The sequence below is a fragment of the Methylobacterium isbiliense genome (genome assembly GCF_022179325.1).
GTDB lineage: Bacteria > Pseudomonadota > Alphaproteobacteria > Rhizobiales > Beijerinckiaceae > Methylobacterium > Methylobacterium isbiliense.
This window is the reverse complement of sequence record NZ_BPQQ01000005.1, coordinates 56,193-71,319: the sequence shown is the minus strand read 5'-3', so window position 1 is coordinate 71,319 and position 15,127 is coordinate 56,193. Positions and strand designations below refer to the sequence as shown.

Annotated in this window: 15 protein-coding genes and 2 pseudogenes; 6 read left to right on the top strand and 11 right to left on the bottom strand. The window is 73.2% G+C overall.

The genetic code is table 11. The annotated features are described in order from the left end of the window. Positions 1-47 precede the first annotated feature (47 nt). From MFF61_RS02945 to MFF61_RS02930, 4 genes are all read right to left on the bottom strand, one after another. A complete protein-coding gene (locus tag MFF61_RS02945) occupies positions 48-998 on the bottom strand; it encodes a 3-hydroxyacyl-CoA dehydrogenase family protein (protein ID WP_238233624.1) in 951 nt (316 codons plus the stop codon). A gap of 62 nt (positions 999-1,060) precedes the next feature. After that, positions 1,061-2,185 carry an NADH:flavin oxidoreductase/NADH oxidase gene (locus MFF61_RS02940; protein ID WP_238233623.1) on the bottom strand — a complete coding sequence of 375 codons (1,125 nt, stop codon included), beginning with the start codon at positions 2,183-2,185 and terminating at the stop codon, positions 1,061-1,063. An 8-nt stretch (positions 2,186-2,193) separates the two neighbouring features. After that, positions 2,194-3,222: a cyclase family protein gene (locus tag MFF61_RS02935; protein WP_238233622.1), complete on the bottom strand. Its 1,029-nt coding sequence runs from the start codon at positions 3,220-3,222 to the stop codon at positions 2,194-2,196. Then, positions 3,219-4,475 carry an ABC transporter substrate-binding protein gene (locus MFF61_RS02930; RefSeq protein WP_238233621.1) on the bottom strand — a complete coding sequence of 419 codons (1,257 nt, stop codon included), beginning with the start codon at positions 4,473-4,475 and terminating at the stop codon, positions 3,219-3,221. The genes MFF61_RS02935 and MFF61_RS02930 overlap by 4 nt, the downstream gene beginning before the upstream one ends. Before the next feature lie 177 nt (positions 4,476-4,652). On the opposite strand from MFF61_RS02930, the gene MFF61_RS02925 reads away from it, so the two are divergent. From MFF61_RS02925 to MFF61_RS02915, 3 genes are all read left to right on the top strand, one after another. Next, positions 4,653-5,183, top strand: coding sequence for a RusA family crossover junction endodeoxyribonuclease (locus MFF61_RS02925; protein WP_238233620.1), 531 nt, complete (start codon positions 4,653-4,655; stop codon positions 5,181-5,183). Next, positions 5,180-5,812, top strand: coding sequence for a hypothetical protein (locus MFF61_RS02920; protein ID WP_238233619.1), 633 nt, complete (start codon positions 5,180-5,182; stop codon positions 5,810-5,812). Before MFF61_RS02925 ends, MFF61_RS02920 begins: the two co-directional genes overlap by 4 nt. A gap of 86 nt (positions 5,813-5,898) precedes the next feature. After that, on the top strand, positions 5,899-6,252 hold the full coding sequence (locus tag MFF61_RS02915) for a DUF1428 domain-containing protein (protein ID WP_238233618.1): 354 nt from the start codon (positions 5,899-5,901) through the stop codon (positions 6,250-6,252). Positions 6,253-6,255: 3 nt separating this feature from the next. Here MFF61_RS02915 and MFF61_RS02910 read toward each other — a convergent pair whose 3' ends face one another. Further along, on the bottom strand, positions 6,256-6,942 hold the full coding sequence (locus MFF61_RS02910; protein WP_238233617.1) for a histidine phosphatase family protein: 687 nt from the start codon (positions 6,940-6,942) through the stop codon (positions 6,256-6,258). 92 nt (positions 6,943-7,034) lie between these two features. Between MFF61_RS02910 and MFF61_RS02905 the strand changes: the two genes are divergently transcribed. Next, positions 7,035-7,499, top strand: coding sequence for a PaaI family thioesterase (locus tag MFF61_RS02905; protein WP_238233616.1), 465 nt, complete (start codon positions 7,035-7,037; stop codon positions 7,497-7,499). Here MFF61_RS02905 and MFF61_RS02900 read toward each other — a convergent pair. Then, the gene (locus MFF61_RS02900) at positions 7,466-8,284 is read right to left on the bottom strand and encodes a phosphodiesterase (protein WP_238233615.1); all 819 of its coding nucleotides are present in this window, start codon (positions 8,282-8,284) and stop codon (positions 7,466-7,468) included. The two genes, MFF61_RS02905 and MFF61_RS02900, sit on opposite strands and share 34 nt — an antisense overlap. 158 nt (positions 8,285-8,442) lie before the next feature. Then, positions 8,443-9,828, bottom strand: coding sequence for a cytochrome P450 (locus MFF61_RS02895; RefSeq protein ID WP_238233614.1), 1,386 nt, complete (start codon positions 9,826-9,828; stop codon positions 8,443-8,445). Positions 9,829-10,007: 179 nt separating this feature from the next. Here MFF61_RS02895 and MFF61_RS02890 point away from each other — a divergent pair, with 179 nt between their 5' ends. Next, positions 10,008-10,439: an RNA polymerase sigma factor region1.1 domain-containing protein gene (locus MFF61_RS02890; RefSeq protein WP_238233613.1), complete on the top strand. Its 432-nt coding sequence runs from the start codon at positions 10,008-10,010 to the stop codon at positions 10,437-10,439. Positions 10,440-10,527: 88 nt separating this feature from the next. Then, positions 10,528-11,667, top strand: coding sequence for a carboxylate-amine ligase (locus tag MFF61_RS02885; RefSeq protein ID WP_238233612.1), 1,140 nt, complete (start codon positions 10,528-10,530; stop codon positions 11,665-11,667). Between the two features lie 3 nt (positions 11,668-11,670). On the opposite strand, the pseudogene MFF61_RS02880 reads toward MFF61_RS02885, so the two are convergent. From MFF61_RS02880 to garD, 4 genes and pseudogenes are all read right to left on the bottom strand, one after another. After that, a pseudogene (locus MFF61_RS02880) lies at positions 11,671-11,769 on the bottom strand (SMP-30/gluconolactonase/LRE family protein); the annotation flags it as partial. 16 nt (positions 11,770-11,785) lie between these two features. Next, positions 11,786-11,926: pseudogene (locus MFF61_RS02875) on the bottom strand (L-talarate/galactarate dehydratase); the annotation flags it as partial. 162 nt (positions 11,927-12,088) lie between these two features. Then, positions 12,089-13,411, bottom strand: a complete 1,323-nt coding sequence (locus MFF61_RS02870) for an MFS transporter (protein WP_238233611.1) — start codon at positions 13,409-13,411, stop codon at positions 12,089-12,091. A gap of 102 nt (positions 13,412-13,513) precedes the next feature. Next, entirely contained in the window at positions 13,514-15,064 is a 1,551-nt protein-coding gene (garD, locus tag MFF61_RS02865) for a galactarate dehydratase (protein WP_238233610.1), read from the bottom strand. Positions 15,065-15,127 lie beyond the last annotated feature (63 nt).

The following is a 15,127-nucleotide window of genomic DNA, read 5'->3' as shown; positions in this document are numbered from 1 at the left end:
GGCGGCTTGCGACAGCGCCGGGAGCCGGCGCGTCCGCGCCGGCTCCGCTAGCGCCCCTCCATCCGCCCGACCGCCTTCATGGCCTGCTTGAGGGCCAGCAGCCGGCGGTCGCGGTCGCGGAAGAGGTCGGCCGGGTCGCGCCCGCCCCAGTCGAAGAAGCCGCGGCCCGCCATCACGCCGGTGCGGCCCTCCTCCACCAGCGCGTCGAGCGCCTCGGAGCGGGTGCGGGCGGGCGGTGGGCTGTAGCTCGCGTTGGCGAGCGCGTGGCGCAGCAGTTCGATGCCGGTGAAGTCGGCCTTGGCGAGGTGGCCGAGGATCGGGATGCGGAGGCTGAGCCCGTGCACGATGGCGTCGTCGATCTCCCGCGGGGTAGCGATGCCCTCGTCGAGCAGGTGGTAGACCTCCGCCGAGATCGCTGACTGGATGCGGTTGGCGACGTAGCCCGGGATGAAGCGCTTGAGCACGATCGGCACCTGGCCGAGGCCGACGACGAGGGCGCGCACCTCTTCCACCACCGCCGGATCGGTCTGCGGCCCCGGCACCACGTCGACGAGGTCGACGATGTAGGGGGGCGTGTACCAGTGGGCGACGATCGCCCGCGACTGGCGCGCCGCGGGGATCAGCGGGAAGACGTCGAGGTAGCTGGTGTTGCTCGCCAGGATCGTCTCCGGCGGGCAGAGGCGGTCGAGTTCCCCGAACAGGGCGCGCTTCGCCTCCGGGTTCTCGGTGATCGCCTCGATGACGAGGCGGGCGCCCGCGACCGTCTCGGCGAGGTCGGGGGAGAGCCGCACGGCGCCCGCGAGGCGCTCGGCGGTCCAGTCGGCGCCGACGGCGCCGGCCTCGCGCAGGGTGTCGAGGGCGGAGGCCATCAGGCCCTGCACCTGCGCCAGGGTCTCGGCGCGGCTGTCGGTGAGGCGCACCCGGTGCCCGCCCAGCGCCAGCACCAGCGCGATGCCGTGCCCCATCAGCCCGGCCCCGATCACGGCGATCTCGGTCATGTCTCTCCTCCCTCGTCTGACGGCGGGTCCGGGGCCGCCCCGGTGCGGGGCGGTGCCCCGCCTCACGGCGCCCAGGGCCCGAGCCGGTCGATGTCGCGGGCGCGCCGCTCCAGCCACCAGCCCGCCTGCGCCGGCCAGCCCTCGAAGCCCTGCCGCGCCCGCAAGGCCCAGTTCGGATCGGCCAGCGCCTCGCGCCCGACCGCGACGAGGTCGGCGCGGCCCTCGGCGAGCACCGCCTCGGCTTGGCGCGGATCGACGATCAGGCCGACCGCCATCGTGGGAATCTCCGCCTCGCGGCGGATCCGGGCGGCGAAATCGACCTGATAGCCGTAATCCCGCTGCACCCGCGCGGCGGTGGCCGAGCCGCTGATGCCGCCCGAGGAGCAGTCGATCAGGTCGATGCCGGCGCGCCTCAGTTCGCCCGCGAAGGCCAGCGTGTCGTCGAGGGTGAGCCCGCCCTCGATCCCGTCCACCGCCGAGACCCGCACGAACAGGGGCTTGTCCTCCGGCCACGCCGCCCGCAGGGCCCGGGCGACCTCCAGGGGAAACCGCATCCGCCCGGCGCGGTCGCCCCCGTAGGCGTCGCTGCGCCAGTTGGAGAGCGGCGAGAGGAAGCTGTGCAGCAGGTAGCCGTGGGCGCAGTGCAGCTCGATCACGTCGAAACCGGCGCGGTCGGCGCGCGTTGCCGCGGCCTCGAACGCCCGCACCAGGGCCGCCATCGCGGCGGCGTCGAGTTCGCCCGGCACCAGCCAGCCCTCGTCCACCGGCACGGCGCTCGGGGCGACGACGGGCCAGGGAGCGTCGCCGCGGGCGAGGTCGTCGGGGCCGAGCGGGCCGTTGCCGAACCAGGGCCGCTGCATGCTGGCCTTGCGCCCGGCATGGGCGAGCTGCAGGCCCGCCGCCGCGCCCTGGCCCTTGAGGAAGCGGGCGGTGCGGGCGAGCGCCTCCCCGTGCGCGTCCGACCACAGGCCGAGATCGCCGTGGGTGATGCGGCCCTCCGGCACCACCGCGGTGGCCTCCAGGATCACCAGCCCGGCGCCGCCGAGCGCGAAGCGCCCGTAATGGACGAGGTGGTAGTCGCCCGCCAGCCCGTCCTCGGCCGAGTACTGGCACATGGGCGGGACGACGATGCGGTTGCGCAGGGTGACGCCGCGCAGGCGCGCGGGGGAGAGGAGATGGGCGGTCATGCGGGATCCTACACCGTCGCGATCGGCGTCGTCGGCGAGCCGACGGCGCCGGGCAGCCGCAGCGGCGGGGCGGTGAGGAGGAAGCGGGAGCGGCCGTTGGCGCGCAGCCACGTCGCGAGCGGCGTGAGGTGCCACAATTCCCCGAGATTGACCCCGAGCTTGAACAGGCAGTGCTCGTGCAGCGGCAGCGTGGCGCAGCAGCCCCGCATCGGCCCGGCCGGGTAGGCCTCGACCGCGTAGTTGTCGGCGATGAGCGCGCAGAGCCCCGAATCGGTGATCCAGTCGAGGAGCCGGGCGTCGCGTCCGTCGAGACCGGCGCCGAGCGCGTGGACCGTGGCCGGATCGGGCGCGCGGTCCATGCCGAGCAGCCGCTCGGCGAAGCCCGTGTGCAGGCAGACCATGTCGCCGGGCTCGACCACCACCCCGTCCGCGTCGATGATTTCTTGCAGCGTGTCGTAGCCGACCGCCCGGCGCGCATCGCCCAGATGCGCGCGCAGGTCGATCATCACGCCCCGGCCCTGCATGCCGCGCTCCGCCAGCCGCTCGATGCCGAGCGCCTTGGCGCGCGAGGGCGCGGCCGCATCCCCCGGCGCCGACGGGCCGGTGATGTCCGCACCCGCCCGGAAGCCGTTGTAGTAGACGGGCTCGGCCGCGCCGTCCCCGTCCGCGTCGAACAGCGAGCCGACGTGGCAGAGGCCGTCCCACTGCGTCGAATACTGCAGGTGCAGCACCGCGACGTCGTCGCTGATCACGTCGGTGGCCTCGGGCACCTCCTCGCAGACCGGGAAGTTCATGTTCGGGCGCCCGTTCGCCCGCACGGTCGGGGTGAGGCGCGGCGGGTGGCGGCGCGGGTTCAGCACGTTGCCGCCCGGATAGTCGAGCGGCAGGCTGAGGCAGAAGGTCAGGCCCTCGCACACCTCGGCGACGCCCTGGCGCACCTTCTCGGGGGTGAGCAGGTTGAGCCGCCCGATCTCGTCGTCGGGACCCCAGTCGCCCCAGGTCGAGCCCTCCGGGCGGCGGCGCCAGCGCAGGCTCACTTCTTCACCAGCGGGCAGCGGGAGGCCGAGAGCGGCTGGAACGCCTGGTCGCCCGGAATGGTGGCCACGCGCTTGTAGAGGTCCCACGGCCCGGTGGATTCCGCGGGCGTCTTGACCTCGAACAGGTACATGTCGTGGACCATGCGCCCGTCCTCCCGGATGCGCCCGCCCCTTGCGTAGAAATCGTTCACCGGCGTCTCCCGCATGACCTTCATCACGGCCTGCGTCTCGTCGGTGCCGGCCTGCCGGACGGCCTTGAGGTAGTGCGTGACGGTGGAATAGACGCCCGCCTGGGACATGTTCGGCATGCGCCCGGTGCGCTCGAAGAAGCGCTTCGACCACGCGCGGGTGCCCTCGTCGAGGTCCCAGTAGAAGCCTTCCGTGAGCAGCATGCCCTGCGTCGGGCCGAGCCCGAGGCTGTGGACGTCGTTGATGTAGACGAGGAGCCCGGCGAGCTTCTGGCCGCTCTGGGTCAGGCCGAACTCCGCCGCCTGCTTGATGGCGTTGGTGGTATCGCGGCCCGCATTCGCCAGTCCGACGATCTTCGCCCCCGACCCCTGCGCCTGGAGCAGGAAGGAGGAGAAGTCCGGGGTGTTGATGGGCGCGCGCACGCTGCCCTTCAGGCTGCCGCCGCTCGCCTTCACCACGGCGGTGGCATCGCGCTCCAGCTCGTGGCCGAAGGCGTAGTCGGCGGTGATGAAGAACCACGAATCCCCGCCCGCCTTCACGGTGGCCTGGGCGGTGACGTTGGAGAGCGCGTAGGTGTCGTAGGCCCAGTGGATCGAGACCGGCGAGCAGGCCTCGTTGGTCAGCCGCACCGCGCCGGGGCCGCTGAAGGCGATGATCCGGTTCTTGGCCCGGGCGATGTCGGCGGCGGCGAGTGCGGTGGCGGAGGCCGCGACGTCGAGGATCGCGTCCACCTTCTCGGTGTCGAACCACGCCCGCGCGGTGGCGGCCGCGACGTCGGCCTTGTTCTGGTGGTCGGCCACCAGCACCTCGATCGGCGCGCCGAGCACGCTGCCGCCGAAATCCTCCACCGCCATGCGCGCCGCAGCGGCGCTGCCCGGCCCGGTGACGTCGGCGTAGATCCCCGACATGTCGAGGATGAAGCCGATTTTCACCACCCTGTCGGAGATCGCCTGATCGGAGCGCGTCGGTGCCGCAGCCTGCTGGGCGGAGGCCGGGCCGTGCCACGCGGCGGCGAGTGCTGCGGCCGACAGCACGGTCAAGAGCGTTGTCCTCACCCCGTTCATCCTTGTGCGCGGGCCTCTCGTCGGGCCCTGGCGCCATGGTTCGGGGGCCGGCGGCGGCTTGTCAACCGGTGCGGAACGGCGTTTCGCGAATTCGATGAGAGGATCGCGCGGGCACGATGCCCATGCGCTCCTGCTTACGCAGGGGCAGGTGATGCGGTAGGGTCGTGCTGAACGTCCATGCGGCGCGTCCTTCATCGCGAGATGACGCTGCCGGGGCGGAGCGGTGTGGGGGGCGCCTTGGGCAGACGCAGACCGCCGGTCGGCCACGACCTGCCGTTCACCTACTGGGTCTTCGGCCGTCCCGTGTCGACGCGCAACGACGACGGCAGCAAGCCCGCGGCGCTGCCGCGGTGGCGAGGGACGGTGACGACCGCTCTCACCGAGGCGGTCGAGGCCTCCACGAAGGGGCGGGGCCTACGTCTCGTCACCGCCCCCGTGCAGGTACGGATCGACTGGTTGAGCCTCGATCCCTTCGACCCGTCCCAGCCGGACGTCGACAACATGCTGAAGCCGCTCATCGACGCGCTCAACGGGACCGTCATCGGCGATGATCGGCAGGTGCATCGGATCCTGGCGCAGAAGGGATCGGTCAACGCCACCCCGGATCTCGACGTCGCCTTCGCCGACATCCAAGATGACGAGCGGTTCACGAGGTTCGGCGAAGTGATCGTCGTCAGCGTCGCCGCATTCGAGGAGCAGCGGGCATGAGCCTGGAGCAGATCGCCGTCCGAGAGGTCATCGAGGATTACCTCGATCAAGGCTGGCAGGTCGGCGACCCGCGGGCCGCACAGGACGTCGTGGGCTTCCTGCCGGACGTGGTGCTGCGGAAGGGGGACCGGCATCTCGTCATCGAGGTGGGTCAGGTCGGCGGTCTCCCGCGTCGCTCCGTCTCCGCCCTGCGGCGAGCCGTCGAGCAGCACCCGGACTGGCGGTTCGAGGTGAAGCTTGTGCCGAGCGACGCGCCCGCCGCGACGGACCGAGTGGCCGTCGAGGAGATCCGGGACCGCCTCGACTTGGCCGACCGGCTCATCGCGGATGGACATGGCGATGACGCGCTCCTGCTCGCCTGGGTCGCCGTCGAGGCGAATCTGCGCCGCATGCTCGCGGACGATCGCGACAGCGCGCCCGGCACGCTCCTGCGCCGGGCCTACGACGAGGACAGGATCTCGGACCGCGAGCTTCGCCACCTGACGGATTGGCGCGGCCTGACGAACCGGATCGTGCACGGCTTCAGGACGGACACGGATGCCGCGAAGGCGTCGGCTCTGCTGGGCTTGGCGCGCGACCTCTCGGATCGCGCCGAACCTCGGGCGGCGTGGACGGTCGGGCCGGCCTGACGAGAAAATTCCAGGCCCGGCGTCGGATCGGGTCCCGGCCGATCGTCCTGCGGACGGGCAACCAAGCCCAGACAGGGGAGACGCGGATGACCTACGTCGACGGATTCGTGGTCGCGGTGCCGAAGGACAAGGTCGAGGCCTACAAGGCGCTGGCGCGCCGGGCCGGGGCGGTCTGGAAGGAGCACGGGGCACTCGCCTTCGTGGAATGCCTCGCCGACGACGTGCCCTACGGCGAGCGGACCTCCTTTCCGCGCGCCGTGCAGGCGACCGAGGACGAGACCGTGGCCTTCTCGTGGATCGTCTACGCCTCGCGCGCCGACCGCGACGCGATCAACGCCAAGGTGATGAGCGATCCGCGCCTCCAGGCCGACATGGCCGAGATGCCGTTCGACGGCAAGCGCATGATCTTCGGGGGCTTCCAGCCCTTCGTCGAGCTGTAGCCGTCAGGCCGCCGGCCCGCCCTCCGGGCCGGCGCCGAGCCAGGGCTGGCCGTTGACCATGCCGACGCGCCAGCCCGTCCCGTCCGGGCCATCGTAATGGTCGAGGCGGGTGAGGGAGCAGTTCTCGATCGCGAAGGCGAGGCCCCCCTGGGGCGGCAGCGCGAGGGCGAGGGCGAGCGCCGCGCGGATCGTGCCGCCATGCGCCACCGCCACGATGTCGCGCCCGCGATGCGCGGCCGTGACCGCCGCGATGGCCGCGTGGACGCGCCCGCACATCTCCACGAAGCTCTCGCCGCCCGGCGGGCGCTCGTCGGCGGGCGCGAACCAGTAGCTCGCCGCCATCGGCTGGCGCTCGGCGAAGAAGCGGGCGCGGTCCTGGCCCTGCCAGTCGCCGAGATTCTGCTCGGCCAGCGCCGGCAGGGCGGTGAGCGGCGGGACCGCGCCCTCCTCGGAAAAGTCGCCGGCCTGCCAGAGGGCCTCGGCGGTCTGGCGGGTGCGCCCGAGATGGCTCGACACCCAGACGGCGCCCCGCGGCAGCACCGGGGCGAGACCCGCGAAGACGTGGGCATCGCCGCAATCGCAGGCGATGTCCGAGCCGCCGTAGATGCGCCCGCCATCGCCGCGCACGGGGGCGTGGCGCACCCACCACCAGCGGGTGCGCACGAAGGCATGGGGGGGCGGGCTGGTCATCGACATCTCTCGGGCATCTCTCTCGATCGGATTGCCAGAACGGCGAACTCTCCATACCGTCCTTTCGAACGCAGGGAGAGGGCTCGGGGCGGATGGACGGTGGCGACGACGGCATGATCTTCGGGGCGGACATCCCGTTCGCGCGCCATTGCGGGGTCGAGGCGCTCGGCTTCCGGGACGGGCGCACGCGGCTTCGCCTCGCGCTCGGCCCGGAGCACGCCAACAACCTCGGCATCGCGCACGGGGGCATCCTCTGCACCCTGCTCGACATCGCGATGGGCACCGTGGCGCGGCTCACCGCCGGGCGGCCGGTGGTGACCCTCGACATGCAGACCCGCTTCCTGGCGCCGGGCCGCGGCGTGCTCCTGGCCGAGGGGCGGGTGGCGCGAGCCGGCCAGTCGATCCTGTTCTGCGACGCGGAGGTGCGCAGCGCCGAGACGAATGCCCTCGTGGCGAGCGCGAGCGGGGTGTTCAAGCCGACCGGCCTGCGCGAGGCGCGCGAGCGCCGCGCGGCGGGGTCCGGTCAGGACGAAGCGGGATCGGCTGCGAACGGGTAGGGACCCGGGAAGCGCTCCACGTAGGCCATGTGCGTGACGAGGCCGGTCTCGGGCGCGTAGCGGTGGAGCTGGAACGCGGGGGGCTCCAGCACCAGCAGGTCCTCGCGCTCGGAGGCGAGGTCGAGGGCGACCTGATGCGCCACGCCCGGCGCCACGAGGGCGAGCGTGCCGGCATAGCGGGTCTGGATCGGCCGGTGATGGTGGCCGCACAGCACCCGCTCGACGGTGCCGTGGGCCTCGATCAGCGCCCGGAACCGCGCCTCGCCGTCGAACAGGCGGATCCGGTCCATCGCCGCCATGCCGCAGGCGAAGGGCGGATGGTGCATGAACACCACGGTCGGGCGGCTCAGCCCGGCGGCGAGCGCCGCTTCCAGGAAGGCGAGGCGGGCCTCGCAGAGCCCGCCGTGGTCGGCGCCGGGCACCACCGTGTCGAGGCCGATCAGCCGCACCGGCCAGTCGTCGACGACGTAGTGCACGAACTCCCCGTCCGCCCCCGGCAGCCACGCCGCCGGCAATCCCTCGCGCAGCGGGCCGCGCCGGTCGTGGTTCCCCGGCACGACGAAGACCGGGATCGGCAGGCGGCCGAGCAGGGAGCGCAGGACCGCGTATTCCTCGGGCAGGCCGCGGTCGACGAGGTCGCCGGTGACCAGCACCACGTCCGGGCGGGGGTGCAGCGCCGCGAGCGCATCGAGCGCGCGCGCCGTCAGCATGGTGGTCTCGGCGACGCGGTAGGCCGGGCGCCCGCGGGGGCGCACGTGCAGGTCCGTGATCTGGGCGATCAGCATGGCGGGCCATCCTCCGGGACGGCGCGCCGGCCGGTCCGGCCCCATCCGGGCTCCTCCTTCGGCGGATCCCGTGACGGGCGCATGACTCGCACCAACGGCCCAGGATGCTGACGCATCGGGCCATGGATACCAACGGTCGTTGAAAACGACCTTTTGTATCAGCGCGGGCCGACCCGCAGCGGCATCCCCTCGGCGGGCCGCAGGGTGATGCGCTGCTTGAGCGTCGGCACGAAGCCCGGGCGCAGGCGGAAGGCGAGGGCGCGCACCAGCACCGCCAGGATCGCCACCGCCTCCATCAGCGCGAAGCTCATGCCGATGCAGATGCGCGGCCCGGCGCCGAAGGGCAGGTAGGCGTAGCGGTCGCGGGCGCGCACGGCCTCCGGCGCGAAGCGGTCGGGGTCGAAGCGGTCGGGATCGTCCCAGAGCCGCGCGTGGCGATGGATGGCGTAGATCGGCACCGTCACAGGAGTGCCGGCGTCGATGCGCTCGCCGCCGATCTCGACCGGCTGCAGCGCGGCCCGCACCACCACGGGGGCGGGGGGATAGAGCCGCATCGCCTCCTGGATGGTCTGGCGGGTATAGGCCAGGGCCTCGACGTGACCGGGCAGCAGGGGACCGCCGTCCGTCACGGCCGCGATCTCGGCCACCACCCGCGCCTCGATCTCGGGGTGTCGGGCGAGCAGGTAGAGGGTCCAGGTGAGGGCGAGCGCCGTGGTCTCGTGCCCGGCGGTCACGAAGGTCAGGAGGTTGTCGGCGACGTCGCGGTCGGTCATCGCCTGCCCGGTCTCGGCGTCGCGGGCGGCGAGCAGCAGGCTGAGCAGGTCGTTGCGCCCCTCCGTGCCGGTGCGCCGCCCCTCCGCCACCAGCCGCAGCAACTCGTCCCGGAGATAGCTGCGCGCCCGCTCGGCGCGCCGGCGGCCCGGGAACGGCGTCCAGGACGGCAGGCGCATCAGCGTCAGGGCGAAGATCCAGCTCGTCGATTCGAGGTAGTCGGTGATGCCGCGCTCGACCCGCGCGGCGTCGATGGCGCCGGGGCCCGACAGCATCGTCTCGACGATGATGTCGAAGGTGGTGCGCATCATCGTGCGGGCGAGGTCGACCTCGCTGCCGGCCGGCAGGGCGGCGAGCGCGTCGCGCGTGCGCTCCGCCGCCCCGATCATGGCGGGCAGGAAGCTGACGATGCGCTCGTTGCGGAAGATCGGCGCGGCGGCGCGGCGCTGCCAGCGCCAGCGCGCCCCGTCCGCGGTCAGGATCGCGTCGCCCAGCGCGGGCGAGAGCGAGCGGCGCAGCACCTCCGACTTCTCGAACGCGTCCGCCTGATCGACCATCACCTCGCGGATCAGGGCCGGATCCATCACGAACAGGGTGGGATGGCCGAGGAAGGACGAGCGGTAGGCCGGCTCGCGGTAGACCGCCTGCGGCCAGGTCTCGACCGGGTTGCGCACCACGGTGCGGATGAAGCGCAGCGGCGGCAGGGGCGCCGCCGGGGGATCGATGCGGGCCGCGGGCGGCAGGTCGCGGGGGGGCGTCGGATGCGCGGTCATGGGGTCCTCGCCGCCATCGGGCGGAGTGCTGCCGCCCGTCGGGCGGAGGGATGCCGCGAGCTTCGCTGCGCATCTGGGCGCCGGCGTGGCCGTCCGGCGCGAAACGCCCCAGGCTCTGCCGCGTTGACCGGGACTACCGCCGGACGGTCGCTCCAGAACGATCCCGAAGGACCCTCGCGATGCCGCCTGCCCTCGACCGGCCGACCCTCGACCGCCTGATCGCCAGGGGCCGGGCGCAGGGCCATCTGACCACCGGGGATCTGCGCGGCGCGCTGCCGATAGCCGCCATGAGCCCCGACGACATCGCCCTGGTGGTGATCGAGATCGAGGAGGCCGGGGTGCCGGTCGACCTCGACGAGGGCCTGCTGGCCGAGGGGCCGGCGCGCTCCCGGCCGACCGGCCCCGCCCTCCCGGACGCCGGACGGCGCGAGGCCGAGGCGCCGCCCCCATCCGTGCCGCTCGAGACGGCGGCGGTGCCGCGTGCGGCGCCCCGCGCCGCCGAGGCCGCGGCGCCGACCGGCCGCGGGGTGCACCGGGCGGTGGTGCTGGCGGTCGTCGCGGCCGCGGTTCTGATGCTCGCGGCCGTTCTCCTCCTGCGCGCCGGCCCCTGATCCTGCATCATCCGCCGAACCGGCGGCCCCTCCGGCGAGCGATGCCGAGGATCCGCCCCGACCCCTTTACGCCAAGGATCCCGCTCCCATGACGCACCCGGCCTACCGCTTCGGCATCGAGGAGGAGTTCTTCCTGGCCGATGCCGAGACCCGCGGCACGCCGCGGGCCGGGGTCAGGGGCTTCCACGCCGCCGCCCGGGCGCTGCTGCCGGCCGCCGAGCGGGAGCTGCTCCAGAGCCAGATCGAGATCGCGACACCGCCGCTGTCGGATGTCGCCGACGCCCGCGCGGCGCTCGGGGGCCTGCGCCGGGGGCTCGCCGAGATCGGCCGGGCGCACGGGCTCCTGGTCTTCGCCGCCGGAACCCATCCGACCGCCGCCTGGGACGAGCAGCGCGCCACCGACGGCGCGCGCTACCACGGCATCCTCGACGCGGTGCAGATGGTCGGGCGCCGCAGCGTGGTGAGCGGGATGCACGTCCACGTCGAGGTGGCCCGGCCGGAGGCCCGCATCGACCTGATGACCCGGCTGCTGCCGTTCCTGCCCCTGCTGCTCGCGCTCTCGGTCTCCTCGCCGTTCTGGCAGGGGCGCCGGACGGGGCTCGCCGGCTACCGCCTCAGCGCCTTCGGCGAGATGCCCCGCACCGGCCTGCCGGACCTGTTCGCGGATGCCGGCGCCTACGAGCGCTACGTGCGGGTGATGACGCGGGCGGGCGCGATCGAGGATGCGAGCTTCCTGTGGTGGCACCTGCGCCCCTCCGTGCGCTTCCCGACGCTGGAACTGCGCATCGCCGACAGCTGCACCCGGCTCGACGACGCGCTGGCGCTGGCGGCGCTCTACCGCTGCCTCGTGCGCGCGGCCGAGCGCCGGCCCGACCTCCATGCCGGGCTCGACGGCGTGGCCCGGGCGATCCTGCGCGAGAACCTGTGGCGGGCGCAGCGCGACGGCGTGCGCGCCGCGCTGATCGACCAGGCGCAGGAGCGGGCGGTGCCGCTGCCCGAGATCCTGGAGGGCGTGCTCGCCCTCGTGACGGAGGACGCCGCGGCGCTCGGCTGCGCCGAGGCGCTCGCCGGCACCCGGCGCATCCTGGCCGAGGGTGCGAGCGCCGACCTGCAGCTCGCGGCCTACGAGGCGGCGACGCGCGGGGGCGGCTCGGAGGAGGAGGCGGTCGCCGCGGTGGTCGACGCGCTGGCGCGGGCGACGGAGGGGCGCGACGCGGACCCCGCCTGATCCTCACCCGCCGCTGCCATGCGCCTCGACGGTGAGCGCGTGGAGCGAGTGCGAACTCGCCCTGTAGAGGCGGTTGTTCTTCGGCCCGCCGAAGGTGAGGCTGAGCCTGCACCCGGCGGCCGATCTCCGCCGCCTCCCGGCTCCAGGCGGCGGCCTGTCCGCTCGGGCTGAGGCCGAGCCCGGGGCGCGTCGGCACGATCATGCGGCCGTCCCGCACCTCCAGGCGCTCGTTGAACAGCGGTTCGAGCCACCAGAAGTGCGGCCGGTGAGTACCTTGGCGTCGCTGATGAGTGTCCTGAGCGTCAGGGTGACCGCGTGCAGCCCGATCCAGCTCACGGTCTCGCGGGATTCCGGCATGGTTCACGCTCCGGCGGGAGGAGACGGGAGTCCGCCCCGTCGCGGGGCGGGCGCGGGGGCGGCTTCAGGTCGTCGGCAGGGCCGCCGGCGCCCGGGCCGGGCGGGAGCGGGCGGGCGCCATCAGGAAGGCGATCAGCGCCGAGACCACCGCGCAGGCCGTGAGGAAGCCGAGCGCGGCCCCGAACCCGCCCGTGGCATCCTTGATCCAGCCGACCGCGACCGGCCCGACGAAGCCGCCGAGATTGCCGATCGAGTTGATCATCGCGATGCCGCCCGCGGCCGCCGTGCCGGTGAGGAACTCGCTCGGCATGGTCCAGAAGGCCGGCTTGCAGCCGTAGAGCCCGATGGTCGCGACCGCGATGGCCGCCACCGCCATCAGGGTGCTGCCGTAGAGCCCCGCGGCCGCGAGGCCGGCCGCGCCGAGCAGGCAGGCCACGATGTAGTGCCACTTGCGCTCCCGCATGCGGTCGGACGACCAGCTCCAGACGAGCAGCCCGACCGTGCCGACGATGTAGGGCGCGGCGCTGATCAGCCCGACCTGGAGGTGGGAGCCGCCGAGGCCCTTCACGATCTGGGGCAGGAAGAAGGTGATGCCGTAGGTCGCCGTCACGATGGTGAAGTACATCAGCGCCAGCGACAGGACGCGCAGGTCCGTGAAGGCGCGCCGCAGGGTCATGTGGCCCTGCTCCCGGCGCAGCAGGTCCTGGCGCTCCCGCTCGATGGCGGCGCAGAGCCACGCCTTCTCGTCCGGGGCGAGCCAGTCCGCGGCGGCGGGCGTGTCGGTGAGGTAGCGCAGCACCACGAAGGCGAGCAGGATTGCGGGCGCCGCCTCGATCAGGAACAGCCACTGCCAGCCGGCCAGCCCGAGCCAGCCGTCGAGCCCGAGCAGCAGCCCCGAGAGGGCCGCCGTCACGGCGTTCGACACCGGCACCGCGACGTAGAGCGAGGCCAGCACCCGGCTGCGGTAGGATTTCGGGAACCAGTAGGTGAAGTACAGGATCACGCCGGGAAAGAAGCCGGCCTCGGCGACCCCGAGCAGGAAGCGCATGACGACGAAGCTCGTCGGCCCGCCGACGAAGGCCATCGCACCCGCGACCAGCCCCCAGGAGATCATGATGCGGGCGATCCAGCGCCGCGCGCCGGTCCTCTCGAGGAAGAGGTTGCTCGGCACCTCGAACAGGAAGTAGCCGAGGAAGAAGATGCCGGCCCCGAAGCCGAAATCCTTCGCGGTGAGGCCGAGCGCCTGCGACATGCCGCCCGTCGCCGCGAAGCTGACGTTGGTGCGGTCGATGTAGGCGACGAGGTAGATCACCACGATGAGCGGCAAGAGCCGCCATGCGACCTTGCGGATCGTGCGTGATTCGAGTTCGCTGGGGGCGTGTTCCATCGTCTCCTCCTTAGCGACAAGGCGGCTCAGGCAGTCTTCTTGTGATGGTCTTCGCCGAAGCGCTCGCCGCTGCGGCGGATCAGGCCCGGGGGCCGGCCCGGCTCAGGTCACCGGCGCGGGGTTGAACAGCGTCAGGTCGTTGTAGAGGCCCCAATGGTCCGACCAGGGCTCGCGCCGCCCGCTCGCCACGTCGAGGATCAGCCGGAAGAGCTCCCAGCCCATCTCCTCGATGGTCGATTCGCCCGTGGCGATGCGGCCGGCATCGAGGTCGATCAGGTCCGACCAGCGCCGGCTCAGTTCGGTGCGGGTCGCGACCTTGATCACCGGCGCCTGGGCGAGGCCGTAGGGCGTGCCGCGGCCGGTGGAGAAGACCTGGAGGGTGATGCCGGAGGCGAGCTGCAGCGTGCCGCAGACGAAGTCGCTCGCCGGCGTCGCGGCGAAGATCAGCCCCTTCTGGCGCACCCGCTCGCCGGGCGCGAGCACGCCCCGGATCGCGCTGGTGCCGGACTTCGCCACCGAGCCCAGCGCCTTCTCGACGATGGTGTTGAGCCCGCCCGTCTTGTTGCCGGGCGAGGGATTGGCGCTGCGGTCGGCCTCGCCGCGCGCGAGATAGGCGTCGTACCACGCCATCTCGCGGATCAACGCGCGCGCCACCTCCTCGGTCTCCGCCCGCGGCGTGAGGAGGTGGATGGCGTCGCGCACCTCGGTCACCTCGGAGAACAGCACGGTGGCGCCCGCCCGCACCAGGAGGTCGGCGGCGTAGCCCAGGGCCGGGTTGGCGGTGACGCCCGAGAAGGCATCGCTGCCGCCGCATTGCAGCCCGACCACGAGGTCGGCGGCCGGGCAGGTCTCGCGGCGGCGGCGGTTCAGCACCTCCAGCCGCGCCTCGGCCATCGCCATGATGCTCTGGAGCATCGCCCCGAAGCCGTGGTGGCGCTCGTCCTGCAGGCGCACCACCCCGTCGCTCTGCCCGTCCGGCAGCAGCCGCTCGGAGACCAGTTTCTCGCAGCCGAGGCCCACCACCATCACCTCGCCGCCGAAATTCGGGTTCCGGGCGAGGCTCTGGAGCGTGCGGATCGGGATCACCGCCTCGGGGGCGTTGATGGCGACGCCGCAGCCATAGGCATGCGTGAGCCCGACCACGCCGTCGACGTTGGGATAGCGCGGCAGCAGCTCCTCGCGGATGCGCCGGAGGGCGACGTCGAGGGTGCCGGCGACGCATTGCACGCTGGTCGAGATCGCCAGGATGTTGCGGGTGCCGACCGAGCCGTCCGGGTTGCGGTAGCCCTCGAACGTGTAGCCGTCGAGGGGCGGCAGCGGGGCGGGCACGCGGGTGGCGAGCGGCAGCGCGTCGAGGGGCGGGGCCGGCGGCGTGCGCAGGCGCGATTCCTCGACCCAGCCCCCGCGCGGGATCTCCTGCAGCGCGATGCCGATCACCTCGCCGTAGCGGCGCACGGCCCCGCCCTCGGGAATGTCGGCGAGCGCCACCTTGTGGCCCTCGGGCACGAACTCGCGCAGCGTCAGCCCGTCCGGAAACACCGTCCCGGGCGGCAGCCCGAAGGCGTTGACCACGATCGCGACATTGTCCGTCTCGCTGAGCCGGATGATCCGGGGCTCGTCGCCTGTCCTCTGGACGTGTGATGCGGCCGGCACCGGATCCTCCCTGGCGGGGCGAGACGGATCCGGATCCCGCGACGGCGGCGGCCCGGATGGTCT

Excerpts from the sequence above, each read along its gene's own strand:
- MFF61_RS02930 (WP_238233621.1), bottom strand. The coding sequence starts at position 4,475 with ATGAACGGGGTGAGGACAACGCTCTTGACCGTGCTGTCGGCCGCAGCA.
- MFF61_RS02945 (WP_238233624.1), bottom strand. The coding sequence starts at position 998 with ATGACCGAGATCGCCGTGATCGGGGCCGGGCTGATGGGGCACGGCATC.
- MFF61_RS02925 (WP_238233620.1), top strand. The coding sequence starts at position 4,653 with ATGCGGCGCGTCCTTCATCGCGAGATGACGCTGCCGGGGCGGAGCGGT.
- MFF61_RS02900 (WP_238233615.1), bottom strand. The coding sequence starts at position 8,284 with ATGCTGATCGCCCAGATCACGGACCTGCACGTGCGCCCCCGCGGGCGC.
- MFF61_RS02905 (WP_238233616.1), top strand. The coding sequence starts at position 7,035 with ATGGACGGTGGCGACGACGGCATGATCTTCGGGGCGGACATCCCGTTC.
- MFF61_RS02895 (WP_238233614.1), bottom strand. The coding sequence starts at position 9,828 with ATGACCGCGCATCCGACGCCCCCCCGCGACCTGCCGCCCGCGGCCCGC.
- MFF61_RS02890 (WP_238233613.1), top strand. The coding sequence starts at position 10,008 with ATGCCGCCTGCCCTCGACCGGCCGACCCTCGACCGCCTGATCGCCAGG.
- MFF61_RS02920 (WP_238233619.1), top strand. The coding sequence starts at position 5,180 with ATGAGCCTGGAGCAGATCGCCGTCCGAGAGGTCATCGAGGATTACCTC.
- MFF61_RS02940 (WP_238233623.1), bottom strand. The coding sequence starts at position 2,185 with ATGACCGCCCATCTCCTCTCCCCCGCGCGCCTGCGCGGCGTCACCCTG.
- MFF61_RS02915 (WP_238233618.1), top strand. The coding sequence starts at position 5,899 with ATGACCTACGTCGACGGATTCGTGGTCGCGGTGCCGAAGGACAAGGTC.
- MFF61_RS02910 (WP_238233617.1), bottom strand. The coding sequence starts at position 6,942 with ATGACCAGCCCGCCCCCCCATGCCTTCGTGCGCACCCGCTGGTGGTGG.
- MFF61_RS02870 (WP_238233611.1), bottom strand. The coding sequence starts at position 13,411 with ATGGAACACGCCCCCAGCGAACTCGAATCACGCACGATCCGCAAGGTC.
- MFF61_RS02885 (WP_238233612.1), top strand. The coding sequence starts at position 10,528 with ATGACGCACCCGGCCTACCGCTTCGGCATCGAGGAGGAGTTCTTCCTG.